Source organism: Rhizobium sp. AAP43 (genome assembly GCF_001296045.1).
Lineage (GTDB): Bacteria > Pseudomonadota > Alphaproteobacteria > Rhizobiales > Rhizobiaceae > Allorhizobium.
The window spans coordinates 45,031-60,988 of record NZ_LJHS01000019.1 but is presented as its reverse complement, the minus strand read 5'-3'; the positions used below and the strand labels follow the sequence as shown (position 1 = coordinate 60,988).

14 protein-coding genes and 1 tRNA gene are annotated in these 15,958 nt (G+C 58.8%); 6 read left to right on the top strand and 9 right to left on the bottom strand.

Features of this window, described 5'->3' with window-relative positions; genetic code table 11:
* Window positions 1-4: 4 nt before the first annotated feature.
* From IP76_RS12635 to IP76_RS12600, 8 genes are all read right to left on the bottom strand, one after another.
* On the bottom strand, window positions 5-1,384 hold the full coding sequence (locus IP76_RS12635; RefSeq protein WP_054158579.1) for a phosphatidylserine decarboxylase family protein: 1,380 nt from the start codon (window positions 1,382-1,384) through the stop codon (window positions 5-7).
* Between the two features lie 703 nt (window positions 1,385-2,087).
* Window positions 2,088-2,906, bottom strand: coding sequence for an MBL fold metallo-hydrolase (locus IP76_RS12630; RefSeq protein ID WP_054158578.1), 819 nt, complete (start codon window positions 2,904-2,906; stop codon window positions 2,088-2,090).
* A gap of 10 nt (window positions 2,907-2,916) precedes the next feature.
* Window positions 2,917-3,702, bottom strand: coding sequence for a TatD family hydrolase (locus IP76_RS12625; protein ID WP_054158577.1), 786 nt, complete (start codon window positions 3,700-3,702; stop codon window positions 2,917-2,919).
* A gap of 4 nt (window positions 3,703-3,706) precedes the next feature.
* A complete protein-coding gene (gene metG / locus IP76_RS12620) occupies window positions 3,707-5,260 on the bottom strand; it encodes a methionine--tRNA ligase (RefSeq protein WP_054158576.1) in 1,554 nt (517 codons plus the stop codon).
* A 183-nt stretch (window positions 5,261-5,443) separates the two neighbouring features.
* Entirely contained in the window at window positions 5,444-6,469 is a 1,026-nt protein-coding gene (locus IP76_RS12615; protein WP_054158575.1) for a DNA polymerase III subunit delta', read from the bottom strand.
* Window positions 6,466-7,176 (bottom strand): dTMP kinase, encoded by a 711-nt coding sequence (tmk, locus tag IP76_RS12610; protein ID WP_054158574.1) that lies wholly within the window; start codon window positions 7,174-7,176, stop codon window positions 6,466-6,468. Before tmk ends, IP76_RS12615 begins: the two co-directional genes overlap by 4 nt.
* A gap of 165 nt (window positions 7,177-7,341) precedes the next feature.
* A complete protein-coding gene (locus tag IP76_RS12605) occupies window positions 7,342-8,514 on the bottom strand; it encodes a D-alanyl-D-alanine carboxypeptidase family protein (protein ID WP_054158729.1) in 1,173 nt (390 codons plus the stop codon).
* 80 nt (window positions 8,515-8,594) lie between these two features.
* A complete protein-coding gene (locus tag IP76_RS12600) occupies window positions 8,595-9,635 on the bottom strand; it encodes a septal ring lytic transglycosylase RlpA family protein (RefSeq protein WP_054158573.1) in 1,041 nt (346 codons plus the stop codon).
* Between the two features lie 245 nt (window positions 9,636-9,880).
* Between IP76_RS12600 and IP76_RS12595 the strand changes: the two genes are divergently transcribed.
* Together IP76_RS12595 and IP76_RS23625 are read left to right on the top strand one after the other, a co-directional pair.
* Window positions 9,881-9,970 (top strand) — tRNA-Ser (locus tag IP76_RS12595).
* Between the two features lie 181 nt (window positions 9,971-10,151).
* Window positions 10,152-10,277: a hypothetical protein gene (locus IP76_RS23625; protein WP_306765481.1), complete on the top strand. Its 126-nt coding sequence runs from the start codon at window positions 10,152-10,154 to the stop codon at window positions 10,275-10,277.
* Window positions 10,278-10,291: 14 nt separating this feature from the next.
* Here IP76_RS23625 and IP76_RS12590 read toward each other — a convergent pair whose 3' ends face one another.
* Window positions 10,292-11,746 (bottom strand): cobyric acid synthase, encoded by a 1,455-nt coding sequence (locus IP76_RS12590; protein WP_054158572.1) that lies wholly within the window; start codon window positions 11,744-11,746, stop codon window positions 10,292-10,294.
* Between the two features lie 241 nt (window positions 11,747-11,987).
* Here IP76_RS12590 and IP76_RS23620 point away from each other — a divergent pair, with 241 nt between their 5' ends.
* The 4 genes from IP76_RS23620 to IP76_RS12570 all read left to right on the top strand — a co-directional run bounded on the left by IP76_RS23620 (window position 11,988) and on the right by IP76_RS12570 (window position 15,932).
* Window positions 11,988-12,116: a hypothetical protein gene (locus IP76_RS23620; protein WP_306765480.1), complete on the top strand. Its 129-nt coding sequence runs from the start codon at window positions 11,988-11,990 to the stop codon at window positions 12,114-12,116.
* Between the two features lie 624 nt (window positions 12,117-12,740).
* Window positions 12,741-13,739, top strand: a complete 999-nt coding sequence (locus IP76_RS12580; protein WP_054158570.1) for an ABC transporter substrate-binding protein — start codon at window positions 12,741-12,743, stop codon at window positions 13,737-13,739.
* Window positions 13,740-13,972: 233 nt separating this feature from the next.
* Window positions 13,973-14,887 (top strand): proline/glycine betaine ABC transporter permease, encoded by a 915-nt coding sequence (locus tag IP76_RS12575; protein ID WP_054158569.1) that lies wholly within the window; start codon window positions 13,973-13,975, stop codon window positions 14,885-14,887.
* A complete protein-coding gene (locus IP76_RS12570; protein WP_054158568.1) occupies window positions 14,880-15,932 on the top strand; it encodes a glycine betaine/L-proline ABC transporter ATP-binding protein in 1,053 nt (350 codons plus the stop codon). The genes IP76_RS12575 and IP76_RS12570 overlap by 8 nt, the downstream gene beginning before the upstream one ends.
* Window positions 15,933-15,958: the final 26 nt, after the last annotated feature.

The window sequence follows — 15,958 nt, the reverse complement described above, 5'->3', positions numbered from 1 at the left end:
TCTCCTAGCTGACTACAGCGATCCGCGTATTGACCCGCATATTCGTGGCGTTGATATTGGGTTGCTGGCCGTAGAAATCGAAGTTTAGATTCACGCCGGGTCGGAAGACGAGGCAATGGGTCGATCCGCCAAAGTGGAACATCCCGATCTGGTCGCCCTTGTTGATATGCTGACCGGGCTTCACCGTGACTTCACAGCTTGACACCTCCGCCATGCCAATGGCCACAACGCACATCAGACCGATCTTCGGATTGTCTGCCTGGATGAACATTACGGCCCGCGTCGCGACGGAGGATAGGAAGGGCTGCGACTGATTGGGAGCACTCGGATCTGCCCCAGCGGGATTGACGAAGCCCTGATACAGATTCTCCAGGTAATAGCTGCCTGGTGCCACAAATGATCGCACAAGTGTGCCCGAGACAGGGCTGTGCCAGCGGTGAAAGCTCAAAGCACTGAGAAAGGCCTGATAGACCGTGCCGCCGGTAAACTGAGGGGCAAACGGGTCGTTGGCCATCATGTCGGCCAGGGAGTAGGGCTGGCCTTTCAGCCAGAACTGATCGTGCGCCTGAACATTCGTGACCACCTGTAAAGGCGCGGATTCGCAGGCATTCACAATGACGCTATCGTCGGATGGCGCAGAGACGGGCCGTACCCCGGCCTTGAAGGTCCGGGTGAAGAACTCATCCCAGGAGCCGAACCCGTAGCTTGGCTGCGACGGATCGCAATTGAAGATCTGAGCAAAGCTTGCCGGTGTCGGATTGGGCCCATCACCCAGCGCCTGCTGCGCCACTGCCACCATCTCCGATTGGGCCTGGGCGCCAAGCCACGGCAGGGCTATCGTCGTCGGGCTCACCTTGCGTGGTGTTTCTGTCAGCACATAGGTCGAAGCCGCAGATGTCAGGAAACGCGACCAGTAGATGAGGATGGCGCGGAAGCGCTCGTTGACCATGGTATCGGAGAAGAACGTGTAACCGAATTCCGTCGCCATTGGCCAGTTGAGCAGAGCATTGATCGGGAAGCCGATAAGGCCTGCTGGCTCAAGGGCCGGATAGGTTTGATAGGCTTCCGGCGCCATTTGCATGATGACATTCAGCAACAGCAGAAATTCGTTGAAGTCGACGACGGATGGCTGACCGAGCGGTGTGGTGGGGCAGCGTTTGAGGGCATCGGCAAACATCGCCTCTGCCTGCGCATTGAGATAGGGAACAGAAGTGACCAAAGTCCGCAAAGCAGCAATCGGCGGCGCTTCAGCAAGATTGCGCGTGGCGGCTTCTGCCCGCAGCCAGGCAATCCATCCAGCAACGACGGCCGGGTCCTTCGGATGCCAACCGCCGCCACTGGACTGGTTGAAACGCATGGGCACATCCGGTGGCGACTGCGACATGACAAACTCCGTGATCGTTTTGGTATAAAACTATACGTTGTGAGTTTAGGGCAGCATATCGTGATGCGCATCCCTGGAAGCTTAGGGGCCGGCCTCGGATCAAACGGTCACATCTGGGTGGACCTTGCAACAAGCGATCCGCAGACTTGGTCGCGAACGTTATGCCCGTCTTTGCGCTGTTCTTGGTCATGAAGGCAGAAGAAAGGGCAGGTCGCACTTCATCCTTGAACCCACCCGACTACACACCTGGATCGCATAAGATAGATTATGGAACAATCGGATCTGCAATGTTTATAGGTGAAGCGCTTTTGCCGGTTTATGGACCGCCTCCACTTGCCTTCTTGAAAAGTCTCAAAGACCCGGCATATCGGTCTCATCTAGGTCTTTACGGACGACCATACGCGCCGATCCGGCGTGGCGCGTCGGTTGATCGAGGCTGCTCTTGCGTCTCCAAATAATGCCTACCAGACAGGTCTGATGCCGGATCTGCGATACCTGGGCGCCTGCGTGTTGAGGCAAACGACATATCGGCGATCCGGCTCTGGCAAACATCGGGTTTCACATCTTGGGCACTGGAAAACAGGCATTTACGATCAAGCATGACCGAAGCCTGCTTTTACGAGGCGATCCATATGCGTTTTGAGATCAAACCAACCTGTCTCTAAAGACTGAATGACGAATTGCGATCAAAGTCTGAAGTTTATCAAATAGCAATATGAAATTCTTGAATAAACTGATCGTAACCGGGCACCACGTGCGCGGGCGTTTCGGCCATTACGGTCTCATAGTCCAGCGGCGTATGCATGTGGGTCAGTACCGCGTGTTGCGGTGCCAATCGGGCGATCCAGTCGAGCGCCTGTTCCAGCGACAGGTGGCTCGGATGTGGCCGGTATTGCAGGGCATCGATGTAAAGGAGATCAAGCCCGCCCAGCTTTGCCACCGTCTCTGGCGGGAAGTCAGACACATCGCAGCAATAGGCGACGTCGCCGACCCGGATCCCGATGGAAACGATATCGCCGTGCTGTTGCTTCAATGGTAGAAGCGAGAGCGGTCCGCCTGCACCCGCGACGACGATCGGCTCGTCGAGATCCTCGATGATCCGTGGCTCGACGATGGGCGGATAGCTGCTGCCGGGCGGCGTTTTCACACAATAGCCGAAACCTTCCTCTATACGACCCATCGTGAATGGTTCGGCATGGATCGGGATGCGTTCGTGCTGTGTGTGAAAATAGCCGCGAAGATCATCAATGCCGTGCAGATGGTCGGCATGGGCATGGCTGTAGATCACCGCATCAATACGGCCAACCTTGGCGCGGATCATCTGCTCGCGGAAATCCGGGCCGGTATCGACAACGACAGTGGTCTTGCCTCCGTCTTCGCCGATCTGTTCGATCAGGAAGGAAGCACGTGTCCGCCGGTTCTTCGGGTTGTCTGGATCGCAATTGCCCCAGTCACCATTGATTCTGGGAACACCTGGAGACGACGAGCAGCCGAGCAGCGTAAACCGGCGCGTGACCTTCATCTGAGCCCCCTTATGCCAACCTTGGCATTTTCGAGAAGCAACGGAAGGCGTTTTCCGTGGTGATATCGGCCATCTCAGCGTAGCTCACGCCCTTAACCTCCGCCAGAACCTCCGCCGTGTTCACGACATAGGACGGCTCGTTGCGTTTTCCACGCCAGCGCTTGGGCGCCAGGTACGGCGCATCGGTCTCGACCAACAGCCGGTCAAGTGGCACGGTCCTGGCAATCGCGCGAAGCTCCTCCGATTTCGGGAAGGTCACGATGCCTGAGAAGGAGACGTAACCGCCAAGTGCAACGCCGGTATCGGCCAATGCCTGGCCAGACGAGAAGCAATGCAGGATGAAGGGAAAGGTACCCTTCCCTGTCTCCTCGGTCAGGATTGCCGCCATGTCCTCATCGGCGCTGCGGCTGTGGATGACGAGCGGTAGCCCCGTGCGCCGTGCCGCTTCGATATGGCGGATGAGGCCCGTCTTCTGGTCCTCGGGCTTCTGCGTGTCGTAGAAATAGTCGAGCCCCGCCTCGCCGATGGCCACGATCTTATCATGGCTTTCCGCCAGCCGCACCAATTCGTCTGCCGTTACATCCAGCTCGTCGCCGGCATTGTTCGGATGCGTACCAACAGAGCAGAAGACGCTCGGATAACGTTCGGTCAGCGCCAGGAGAGTGTCGAGCTTACGGACCCGCGTGGAAATGGTCACCATCTGCTTCACGCCGGCCTGATGCGCCCGCGTGACGAGTTCGTCGCGCTCGCTGTCAAAATCGGCAAAGTCGAGATGGCAATGCGTATCAATCAGCATCGGTTCAGGCCTTGGCCGCGTCCGGCGCGACGTAACGCGGATAGACCGGCGATGGAGCCGGCAGTTCGGAGCCCGGCGTCAGACGACCGGCAACACCAAGTTTCGCAAACACCCGATCGTGTTCGGCCACCGCCACGAGATCGAGGATCTTTGCCGAGGATGCCGGCATGATCGGCTGGAACAGGATCGCGATCTGGCGCACCACTTCCGCCGTCACATAGAGCACGGTTCCCATGCGCGCCTCGTCGGTCTTCTTCAAGACCCACGGCGCTTGGGCCGCAAAATAGCGGTCGGCTTCGTTGACGATATTGATGATGGCGGCGACCGCCTTGTGGATCTGCTGCTTGCCCATCTCTTCGCGGCAGATTGCAATGGCGTCATCCGCCACCTTCAGGATCGCCTCGTCCTCCGGCGAAAGCGGACCCGGTGTCGGCACCCTGCCCTCGCAGTTCTTGTTGATCATCGAAAGCGAACGTGACGCAAGATTGCCGATGCCGTTTGCGAGGTCGGCATTGATGCGGGTTGCGATCCCCTCTTCCGAATAGCTGCCATCCTGGCCAAAGGAAACTTCCCGCAGGAAGAAATAGCGCACCTGATCGAGGCCAAAATGACCAACGAGATCAACGGGATCGACGACATTGCCGACCGACTTCGACATCTTTTCGCCCTTGTTGAGCAGGAAGCCATGGGCAAAGACGCGTTTCGGTAACGGCAGGCCTGCCGACATCAGGAAAGCCGGCCAGTAGACGGCGTGGAAGCGGATGATGTCCTTACCGATGATATGCACGTCCGCCGGCCAGTATTTGGCGCGCGGGCCGTTTTCGTCTTCGACATAACCCGTCGCGGTGATGTAGTTGGTCAGCGCATCAACCCAGACATACATCACATGCTTGTCGTCGCCGGGCACCTTGATGCCCCAGTCGAAGGTGGTCCGGGAGATGGAGAGATCCTTCAGCCCCGATTTGACGAAGGAGATCACCTCGTTGCGGCGCTCGTTCGGGCCGATGAAATCCGGCTGGTCCTCGTAAAGTTTGAGAAGCTTGTCCTCATAGGCGGAGAGCTTGAAGAAGTAGCTTTCCTCTTCCACCCATTCGACCGGCGTGCCTTGCGGTCCGTAACGCACACCGTCCGCCCGCAACTCGGTCTCTTCTTCCTGGTAGAAGGCTTCGTCACGCACGGAATACCAACCGGCATAACCGCCCTTGTAGATGTCGCCGTTCTTTTCCATGCGTCGCCAGACTTCCTGCACCGTCTGGTGATGGCGCTGTTCGGTCGTGCGGATGAAGTCGTCATTCGAGGCGTTGAGCAACTGGCCCATGTCGCGAAAGGCGTTTGAGTTACGCTCAGCCAGGGCTTCCGGGGTGATGCCTTCGGCGCGCGCCGTCTGCTGCATCTTTTGCCCATGCTCGTCCGTGCCGGTCAGGAAGAACACGTCGCGGCCGTCGAGCCGCTGGAACCGCGCCATGGCGTCCGTCGCGATCAGCTCATAGGCATGGCCGATATGCGGCTTGCCGTTCGGATAGGAGATGGCAGTGGTGATGTAGTAGGGATCGCTCATGGCTTCTTATTGTCTTTTCGTCGGTTGCGATATCAGCGGCCGGATGATGGCCGTAAACGGGCCAAGCACGCACGGCAAAATCAAATGGGGTGGAACGCTCATAGAGCATTCCGGTGCCTTTAGGAATATTGTTTTGCTGCAATGCCGCGCAAGTCTGCGCGTTTCAGACAGGGTGCAAAGGTGTCAGCGGGTCACCGCCGTCAGCACGTCGAGGATGGTCTGCTTGCGGTCGAGATTGTAGGCAGCAGCGACCGTCAGCTGCTCGCCAATGGTTGATGTCAGCCGCGCATAGTGGTCGGCTGCTGTGAGATCACCGGACAGCGCCAGCCGTCGGGCGGTTTCGGCGAGGTGGTCACCGAGATGCTCGATAAAGAAGCCATGGGCCACATCGCTGTCCTTGGCAGAGAGCGCATCGGCGATCTTGAACATCATCTTGCGCTGGGTCGGACCACTTGCGCCGAGCATAGCCTCAAAGGCCTCAAGAATCTCGGCGCCACCATAGTTCACCAGTTTCAGCGCACGCGCCACGCTGCCCTTTGCCAGTGCCAGGACCTGGTCGCGTCTGTCTGCTGGGATGGTGAGGCCCAAGCCGCCCAGTGCCTGATCCATGGCGGTTGGCGAGAGTTCGTGCAGCCGGAGCGGCAGACAGCGTGAGCGGATTGTCGGGAGCAACTTGCCCGGGGCATGGGACAGAACGAGGAACATCGCCCGCTTCGGCGGTTCCTCCAGGATTTTCAAAATGGCATTCGCCGCATTGCGATTGAGGTCGTCCGCCGGATCGATGATAACGATCCGCCAATTGCCGGTTCCTGATGTCTGGGCGAAGAAGTGTCCGGCCTTGCGGACTTCATCCACCGTGATCGCGCTCTTCACCCGTCCCGTCTTCTCATCTACCGGTCGCGACAGATGCAACAGATTGTGGCTTGCGCCGGAGGCAAGCTGGCGGCTCACCGGATGAGCAGGGTCCGGGTCGGCAATCGTGTCCGGTGCCAGAGATGGTTCCGGGTACCGCAGAATGTGGTTGGCGAAGCGGAAGGCAAGTGTCGCCTTGCCGATACCTTCCGGCCCCTCGATCAGGACGGCATGGTGACCCTTGCCAGAACGGTAGCTGCGGGCGAAAAAATCCTCTTGCTCGCGATGGCCAAAGAGATGTGTGTTGAGCACTGGCGCGATTGCGCCTTCGAGAACGCCTGCCCTCTCATCACTCATGAACGGCCTTCCCGTCCAGCTAAGCCGGTCTCTTCGCCCTTCAGCGATATCTTCCGCTGCGCCATCACAAGTGTGACTTCGGAGAGGATGTCGCGGGCGATCCGTTCAACGTCGAGCGTCGCATCGATGACGCGGCAGCGTTCGGGTTCCCGTGTGGCAATGTCGAGAAAGCCCTGGCGACGCATCTCGTGCACGTCGATCCGCTCCTTTTCGAACCGGTCGGGCGCACTGCCTTCAACAGTGGCATCTGCCCGGCGACGCGCGCGCAGGAGCCCGATCTCTGCCGGCAGATCGAGGACGAGGGTCAGGTCCGGCATCGTCGTGCCGATCGAGACGCGTTCGAGAGCCGCCATCAGAGGCGGCTCGAGATTGCCGGTGACGCCCTGATAAACACGGGAGGAATCAACAAATCTGTCACAGAGCACGATCTGGCCGAGCGCAAGCGCTGGCCGTATCACGCAGTCGAGGTGATCAGCACGGGCGGCAGCGAAAAGCAGCGCTTCCATGCGCACACCAAACGGTTCGGCAGCTCCCGATAGCAGTACATGCCGCAAGGCTTCTGCGCCCGGTGATCCGCCCGGTTCACGTGTGGTAACGACCTGAAAGCCCTTCAGGCGCAGGTTCTCGGCCAGCAGGTGGATCTGGGTCGATTTCCCAGCCCCCTCGCCTCCCTCGAAAGTCACGAACAATCCGCGTCCGTTCGACAATGCCTGCTCTCTTTCCGCCAGCAATGGACCCGTTGCAGTTCGACAGTCCAAGACACTTCGCCCGTCAGATCGAACTCACAACGCTCAAGGGCTGTAAACCAAGATGGGACGCAACGGAACCGCCGAACGTCGACGTCCCATGAAAATTCGAGGGGCATGACCGCCTCAAAGCCAGAAGAAAAGCGCTTCGATCAGTGCATCGACGGCGCGTTGCCGAAGCGTGCCGGGTTCGACAGACTGGGCGCTCTTTAGGGGCAACGATGTCAAGGGGCGCTCGCCAGACAGTACGTTGAGGGTGGCAATCTCCTGGCCTGCAGCGACCGGCGGCCGCAGTGGCCAGCGATAGACGATGCGCGCCTGCAGTCGGTCGGGATTGTTGATTGGTACATAAACCTCAACCGGCTTGTCGGTCTGAAGCTGCACGGTCGATTGCGCGCCGCCATAGACGCTTGCATCACCGATCACTTCGCCGGCCTTAAAGAGCGTGCGCATCTCGAAACTGTCGAAACCCCAGTTCAGCAGCCGTGTCGCTTCTTCGGTCCGGTCCTTGTCGGTCGCGATGCCGGACAGGCCAAGAAACAGCCGTCGACCATTGCGCTCCATCGAGGCGACGATGGCAAATCCGCCGTCCTCGGAGAAGCCAGTTCCAAGACCGTCAGCACCCATGCTCAAAAGTGGATTGCGATTGCGCTGCAGGATTTTGTTCCATTCGAACTCCGGCAGGCGGTATGTCGCATAGAGGTCTGGATAGGTTGACTGGAGATGTCTGGCCAACTTTATCAGATCCACCAGCGTCGAGCGGTTTTCGGGATGCGGAAGACCGGTCGCATTGCCGAAGCGACTGTCGGACAGCCCCAGCTCAGCCGCCCGCCTGTTCATGCGTTCGACAAATTTCGCCTCTGAACCCGAAAGCCCCTCCGCGACAATCAGGCAGCCGTCATTGGCTGTCTGTACCGCAATCCCCTTCACCAGGTCTGCGACCGGCACCTGAGATTTCAATGCCGCAAACATGGTGGATGTCCGCGATGGCGCGCCACCGGTTCGCCAGGCAAACTCCGACACAGGGTAGACCGTGTCCTCGCGGATTTCACCTTTGACCAGAGCGTCAAATACCACCTCCAGCGTCATCAGCTTCGCAAGTGATGCTGGGGCAAAGCTCTGTTTTTCATTTTTGGACAGAAGCACTGTTCCGGTCGAAGATTCCACCAGATAGACTCGGCTTGCCTTCGTTTCGATCAGTTGCTGCGGTTCGACTGAGAGCGCATATGCCGAATGTTGCGGCAAGCCCAACGGGGTCGACATGGCAAGCAGAAGGGCTAGGAGAATACGATGGTGCATGATCACTCTTCGGCTACGGAAAGCAGGCGGAAAAAAGGCCGCAGGCTCACCGAAGCCACCGCCCCGTCTCGCAAGGCGCATCAGCGGCTATTGCTCAGCCGAATGCCGCCTTTTGCGACCGAAGAGAGAATCGAACGCTCAGTGAGAGCATCATTGCGCACGAGAATGGCATCAAAGGCAAGATTGGCTGTGCCGCCGTTTTCTGCCGCATAGGCGGATGCAAATCCGGTACCGTCATAACCGGGAACGTAATGCGGCCGGGCGGTCGGGACCGGACCCCAGTCCGGGAGTGCTGCGAAAACCTCCGCCCCCTCTGTTGCTGTGGGGGAAAGAATGGACTGTGCTGCCAGTTGCGCGTCGAGCGTTCCTGCCGTGCCGCCGCTTGGCGTGGTTCCTGCCAGTGCGGTACGAAGGCTCGGCGTCGGCATACGGGTGTCGTTCGATGCAACCATGACGCCCGTTGCGATCTGGCCGGCTGGATCGATGACCGGGCCGCGATTGCCCTTCTTGACATACGAGGCCATCAAATAGGGCATATCGTGACCATCCATGCGGGCTGGCCCGATATACTGGACGCGAACCTCGCCGGTGCCGCTATGGGCCATGTCAAGCATGTCCGCTGACTTGCGAGACAGGTCGATGATCCGGCCCTGATGAAATGGTCCGCGATCGTTGACCCGCACGATCACCGAACTGCCGGTGCTGACATTGGTCACACGGGCATAACTCGGCAAGGGCATGGTTGGATGGGCGGCCGACAGATGTTCTTTGTCGTAGAGCTCGCCATTGGCGGTCATCCGGCCATGAAAAGCATCGCCATACCAGGACGCAATACCGACCTTGTCATAAGCCGGATTTTCCTTTGGCACGAAGGTCTTGCCCTTGACGACATAGGGCTTGCCGACCAAATAGCGACCGCCGCCCTTGGGCACGGGACCGCTTGTGACCATGCGCGGACTCGCCTTTACGCCATAGACGGATTCGGCAAAGTATTCCTTCGAGCGCTTCGGCTTGTCGGCCGCCTGTTTGGTCGAGGTGCAGGAAGCTGTCATGGCGCAGAGCATGATGAGCCCGAGCCATTTGCCACCGGCGGCCAGCCGGCCGAAGCTTGAAGAATGCATGTGTCCCACTTCTGATCACATCGAACACGCGCACCACAGTACCCCACTGGTGGTGCGCGATCGAAAACGTTCGCGGGCCAAGAGGCCTGCCGAATATGACCAAATTGGGAAAGCCACAGTTTCTGAGGTCGCGATCTGATTTTATGGTTTGCCAAAGGTTAATCGCCGCACCCAGAAAAGCACTTGCCGGATGTGATAATCACACTTGCCAACCGCGCTCGACTTCAGCATAAACGCCAGCGTCCGGATGGGTGTCCGAGTGGTTTAAGGAACCGGTCTTGAAAACCGGCGTAGGTGAGAGCCTACCGTGGGTTCGAATCCCACCCCATCCGCCAAAATGCGCTTTCAGGTTGTAATTTATGCGTGTATGCGCGCCGTGATTTCGCATCGGCGCGACAAATCTGTTGCATTTCGGTTCATTTCGCCAATCACTCTCAAATTTTACCGATAATTTTCAGCGGCTGGAACCGGTTTTGCCGCATTCTCGTTCAACATCCTCATTGCAGGAGCAATTAAATGAGATGGATATTCGTGGTGCTGATTGCCTCGGTGCTCAGCATTCTGGCTTTCAAATACGCCAACAATTCGCTGGGCGGCGGTGAGCTGATGGCGTCGCCTATGGATGCCAAGGCTGCCAGCTGAGGCTCATCGTGTTCTCAGCCGAGGAAGCTGGCCAGCCATGATGGTGACAGCCGCGCCTCCAGTTCTGATGCGACGTCGTCGAGCGCCTGATCGACCATTGCACGATAGTTTTGCCCTCCCCCCTTGATCCCGAAGCTTTCAAGCAGCTTTGCCCTGTATGCGTCGCTGGAAAATAGCCCGTGCAGGTAGGTGCCAACGACCTTTCCGTCGGTTGACATTGCGCCATCGGGTCGGTTTTCGATACTGACGGCTGGACGCACGCAATCGGGGCCGGAGGTGATGCCAAGGTGGATCTCATAGCCGCTGAGCGCCACGTCATATTCGAGAGAGCGTGCAGCACTGTTACGTACGGTTTTTTCCGAGGCCATTTCCGTCGCGATGTCGAGGAGGCCGAGCCCTTCCACGGAACGCGGGCCGCCCTCGAGCCCAAGCGGATCCGACACTGTCTTGCCGAGCATCTGATATCCACCACAAAGACCGATGACCCGCCCGCCCCGTCGAACATGCGCGGTGAGATCTGCATCCCAACCCAGGCTGCGAAATTCCAGAAGGTCGGCAATCGTCGATTTCGATCCCGGCAACACCACGAGACCAGCATCGGCCGGAAGGCGCTCGCCTCCTCGCACATAGACGAGATCGATCTGCGGCTCGGCGGCGAGCGGATCGAGGTCGTCGAAATTGGCGATGCGTGACAAGACCGGCACGGCAATCTTCAAAGCGCCGCCAGTGGCCCGCACCAGCCGCTCGAGCACGACCGAATCCTCGGCCGGGAGCCGTCCGGCCGATTTTAGCCAGGGCACGACGCCAAAGCACGGCCAACCAGTAAAGGCTTCGACCGCCTTCAGTCCGTCATCGAACAGGCTGACATCACCACGGAATTTGTTGATGATATAGCCGGCAATCTGCTGGCGATCCTCTTCCGGCAGGATCGTGTGCGTGCCGACCAGCGAAGCGATGACGCCGCCACGATCGATGTCGCCGACCAGCACGACCGGGACCTTGGCCCGCGTGGCAAAGCCCATATTGGCAATGTCACCGGCACGCAGATTGATTTCGGCCGGCGAGCCGGCCCCTTCAACAATTACCAGATCGCGGCCTTCCGCCACGATCGCATAGCTTTCGAGCACCGCGGATAGAAGCTGCGGCTTCAGACGCTGGTAGTCGCGCCCCTTGGCCTGGCCAAAGACACGGCCTTGCAGAATGATCTGGCTGCCAGTCTCGCTTTGCGGCTTCAAGAGCACGGGGTTCATGTGGACCGAGGACTTGGTGCGGGCGGCCAGCGCCTGCAACCATTGTGCCCGGCCAATCTCGCCCCCATCATCCGAGACGGCCGCGTTGTTCGACATGTTCTGCGGCTTGAAGGGGGCAACATTCAAGCCGCGATTGGACGCCAGACGGCAGAGGCCCGCGACCAGTATCGTCTTTCCGACATCCGATCCCGTTCCTTGTAACATTATGGCTTTTGTCATTCGTCGATGTCCTGTTCGCGCCGCCACGAAAATGCCCTAACAAGTACTGCCTCGCATGAGGATCCGTCGAGAGACTGGTCCAATTGCGTCGCTGCGACAGCCTGCCGCGCCGACTTTCACCGCAGTTGTCTCTTTGCGACGCGTCATGACGGATTGTGCTCTGGCGCAGCCCTCGGCAAAGGACTATCTCGCTGCGAAAGCCGGCCCGAGAAACGCGGCAGGCAGTGACGAGGAAACACCCATGCTCTACATCCTTGAGAACCGCAATAGGTTGGCCATCGCCTGGAATGGCCGCGCTCCACAGCAGCACACTGTTGCGCGCTGGGAAGTGCTGAACCTGCGCAGCCGTTTCGGTTTGAAGAAAATCTGAAATCCGCGCCTTAAAGGCCGGTGGCTCTATGAGGCATTGCCTCAGCGACTGAAAAACTGACGCACCCGGTACGCACAACTGGAAGCCGGGAGCGTCGTCGGCGCTTTGTCCGACCGCCTGATCTAATGGTCCAGGTGTTACCGGACGGTTAGCGTCGTCGCTTTCAAAATTTTTTTTCTGATTTTTTTGCCGGTCTCAGCATGGGTCCGGTCATGTCCGATATTGGCGTCCTTGAGACAATCCACGTCTTTTCTGAGACTGCGGGCGCCGCGAGCTTTTGGCCTCACATGCGCAAATGCCCTCCTATTGAGCGGATCGCTGAATAACACACGCGAAATTGCGGCAAATTTCGTCGCGCGCACCTGCCTGAAGCCGGCCTCTCCATGGAGGGTTGCCCGCCGGGAGGTTGATTTCTCAATTCAAAAACGTAGGCTTGCTTTGCGATACGAGCTCGAACAGGCGTGATGCCTCTCAAGACAAGGGCCGGTCGTGCCGGGACTGCGCATCCGGATGATAGCCGGTACGTGTTCCGATCAAGAGCAATCATTGGCAGTGCGGTAAGCAGTAGCCGCGTCTGCCCGTTCCGTTGAACGCTGCACAATAAGACTGGGAGGTCTTAACTCCATGAAGAAGCTCCTCGCGTCCACCATTCTTGCCGCAGGTCTCTATGCCGCTGCCGGTTCGGCCCAGGCCGCCGAATGTGGTGACGTATCCATCGCCGAAATGAACTGGGCATCGGCCGGTGTCGCCGCCTATGTCGACAAGATCATTTTGGAAAGCGGTTATGGCTGCAAGGTCACCGTTGTCACGGGTGATACCATGCCGACCTTCGCATCGATGAACGAAAAGGGTCAGCCTGACATGGCGCCCGAAATGTGGGTCAATGCCGTGCGCACGGCGCTCGACCAGGCCATTGCCGAAGGTCGCCTGATCCAGGCCGCCCCACTGCTTTCCGACGGTGGCGTTGAAGGCTGGTGGATTCCGAAGTTCATCGCCGATGCTAACCCGGATATCAAGACGGTCCAGGATGCACTGAACCACCCGGAACTGTTCCCGGCACCGGAAGATGCAACCAAGGCTGCAATCACCAACTGCCCGTCGGGTTGGAATTGCCAGGTTTCGACCGCAAACCTCTATCGCGCCGTCGGCGCCAAGGAAAAGGGCTTCGACCTGATCGACACCGGCTCGGCTGCCGGCCTCGATGGTTCGATCGCCAATGCCTTCGAAAACAAGAAGGGCTGGCTCGGCTACTACTGGGCTCCGACCGCAATCCTCGGCAAGTACGAAATGGTGAAGCTCTCCTTCGGCGTCGAACACGACAAGGCCGCATGGGATGCCTGCACCGCCATTCCGGACTGCCCGGATCCGAAGGTGAATGCCTATCCGGTTTCCGACGTCTACACGGTCGTGACCAAGGATTTCGCTACCAAGGCTGGCGTTGCGATGGATTATGTCAAGACCCGCAAGTGGGACAATGGCACCGTTGGCAAGGTTCTGGCCTGGATGGATGAGAACCAGGGCACCAACGAGGACGGCGCGAAGCACTTCCTCGAAACCTACCCGGAGATGTGGTCCACTTGGGTCGCCCCTGAAGTTGCCGAGAAGGTCAAGGCAGCGCTTTAAGCTTGATGAACAGACTCGGCGGGCATCCAGCCCGCCGAGCGCTCTGTGGCGCGACGTATGCCGGATACTGGCGCCAATCGACGGCACCCAACGTCGCATTCGGCATGAAACTTACCTTGGAACTCGGTTAGCCTCTGGGCAACCCGAGCCGCGCAGCGAGGCGACGAACTCCAAGAGGGGCGTCGCCGAACCCAAGCGTTGCCAGTGAGCGAGGGGTCAGCAAGGGGACTATAATGGCTTCAACTTTATGCAATTTCCTACCGGAACTGCTCTGCCGGTTTCCGGAGATCGACGACACCCTGATGCGCGGTGTCCGAAAGTCGGTCGACGACAGTTTCAAGGGTTTCGTGCGGGCCTATGGCAATGTCATCGATACATTGACGCATCCGCTGCAGCTCTTTCTCAATTGGCTTGAGGCGCTATTCGTCAATGCGCCCTGGTTTGTTTTCCTGCTGGCGATGGTCGTCATCGTCTATCTGACCAGCCGCAACATGCGCATCGTCGCTCTCACCATTATCGGCATGCTGTTCATCGGTTTCGTCGGCCTCTGGGAGGATACGATGGTGACGCTTGCCATCGTGACGGTCTCGACGCTGCTTGCCATCGCCATCGGGATTCCGATTGGCATCCTCATGGCACGCTCCGACCGGACCCAGTCGATCGTCAATCCGATCCTCGACGTCATGCAGACGCTGCCGAGCTTCGTCTATCTTATCCCTGTCGTCATGGTTTTCGGGATCGGCAAGGTGCCCGGCGTGATTGCGGTCGTCATCTATGCCGTGCCGCCAATGATCAGACTGACCAATCTCGGTATTCGGCTCGTCGACCGCGAAGTGCTCGAAGCCGCAGACGCCTTCGGCTCTTCGCCTGGCCAAAAGCTGATGAATGTGCAGATCCCGCTGGCGCTTCCGACCGTTATGGCCGGCATCAATCAGACCATCATGATGTCGCTCGCAATGGTCGTCGTTGCGTCGATGATCGGTGTCGGTGGTCTGGGCAAGAACGTATTGCAGGCCATTTCAAACCAGTTCCTCACCATCGGCTTCCTCAACGGCTTTGCGCTGGTTGCCATCGCCATCATCTTCGATCGCGCCAGCCAGGCTTACGGCAAGCGCCTTCAGCGCCACACGGAGGTCGTCCATGGCTAGTCACGGCATTGAAATCCGCAATCTCTACAAGATCTTCGGTCCGAATGGCCGAGCGCATATCGATGCGGTGAAAGCGGGTATGTCCAAATCCGTGCTCAATGAGAAGCACGGACATGTCCTCGGCCTCAAGGATATCAACATTTCGATGCCGGCCGGCGGCATCACTGTCGTCATGGGGCTCTCCGGTTCTGGCAAGTCGACGCTGATCCGCCATATCAACAGGCTCATCGATCCCACCGCTGGCGAAGTCCTTTATGATGGCGTCGATGTCTGTCAGATGTCAGAGACCGAGTTGCGCGAATTCCGTCGCCACAAGACGGCGATGGTTTTTCAGAAGTTCGCCCTCCTGCCCCATCGCACCGTGCTCGAAAACACCGTCTACGGTCTCGATATCCAGGGCATGCCCCGCTCGAAGAGCGAGGAAATCGGTCGGCGCTGGATTGATCGCGTCGGCCTCGCTGGCTTTGAAGGTCATTATCCAAACCAACTTTCCGGCGGTATGCAGCAGCGTGTCGGATTGGCGCGGGCACTGTCCAACGATGCCGACATCCTGTTGATGGACGAAGCCTATTCCGCGCTCGACCCGTTGATCCGCGTCGACATGCAGACAGTTCTGCTGGATCTGCAGCAGGAACTTAAGAAAACCGTCGTTTTCATCACCCACGATCTCGATGAGGCCCTGCGCCTCGGCGACAAGATCGCCATCCTCCGGGACGGCGAAGTGATCCAACAGGGCACCGGCCAGGATATCGTCCTGCAACCGGCCGACGACTACATCTCCGCCTTCGTCAAGGAAGTGAACCGCGGACGGGTCATTCGTGTCGACACCATCATGTCCCCCTCACCGGCTCAGGGCGATGGCCTGCAATTGCCACGGGCGACCGTACTTGAGGCGGCTGCCCGACAGTTGACGGAAGTCGGTCAGACTTCGGCCCAGATCGTCGATGACGCGGGAATGCCGATCGGCCGCATTGACCTGCAGCAGATCATTGCTGCCATGGTTACGCCGCGGAGCCATGAGGATCATCAGATCGCCGCCGAATAAGAAGCCTTGTCGCTTATTTCACACGG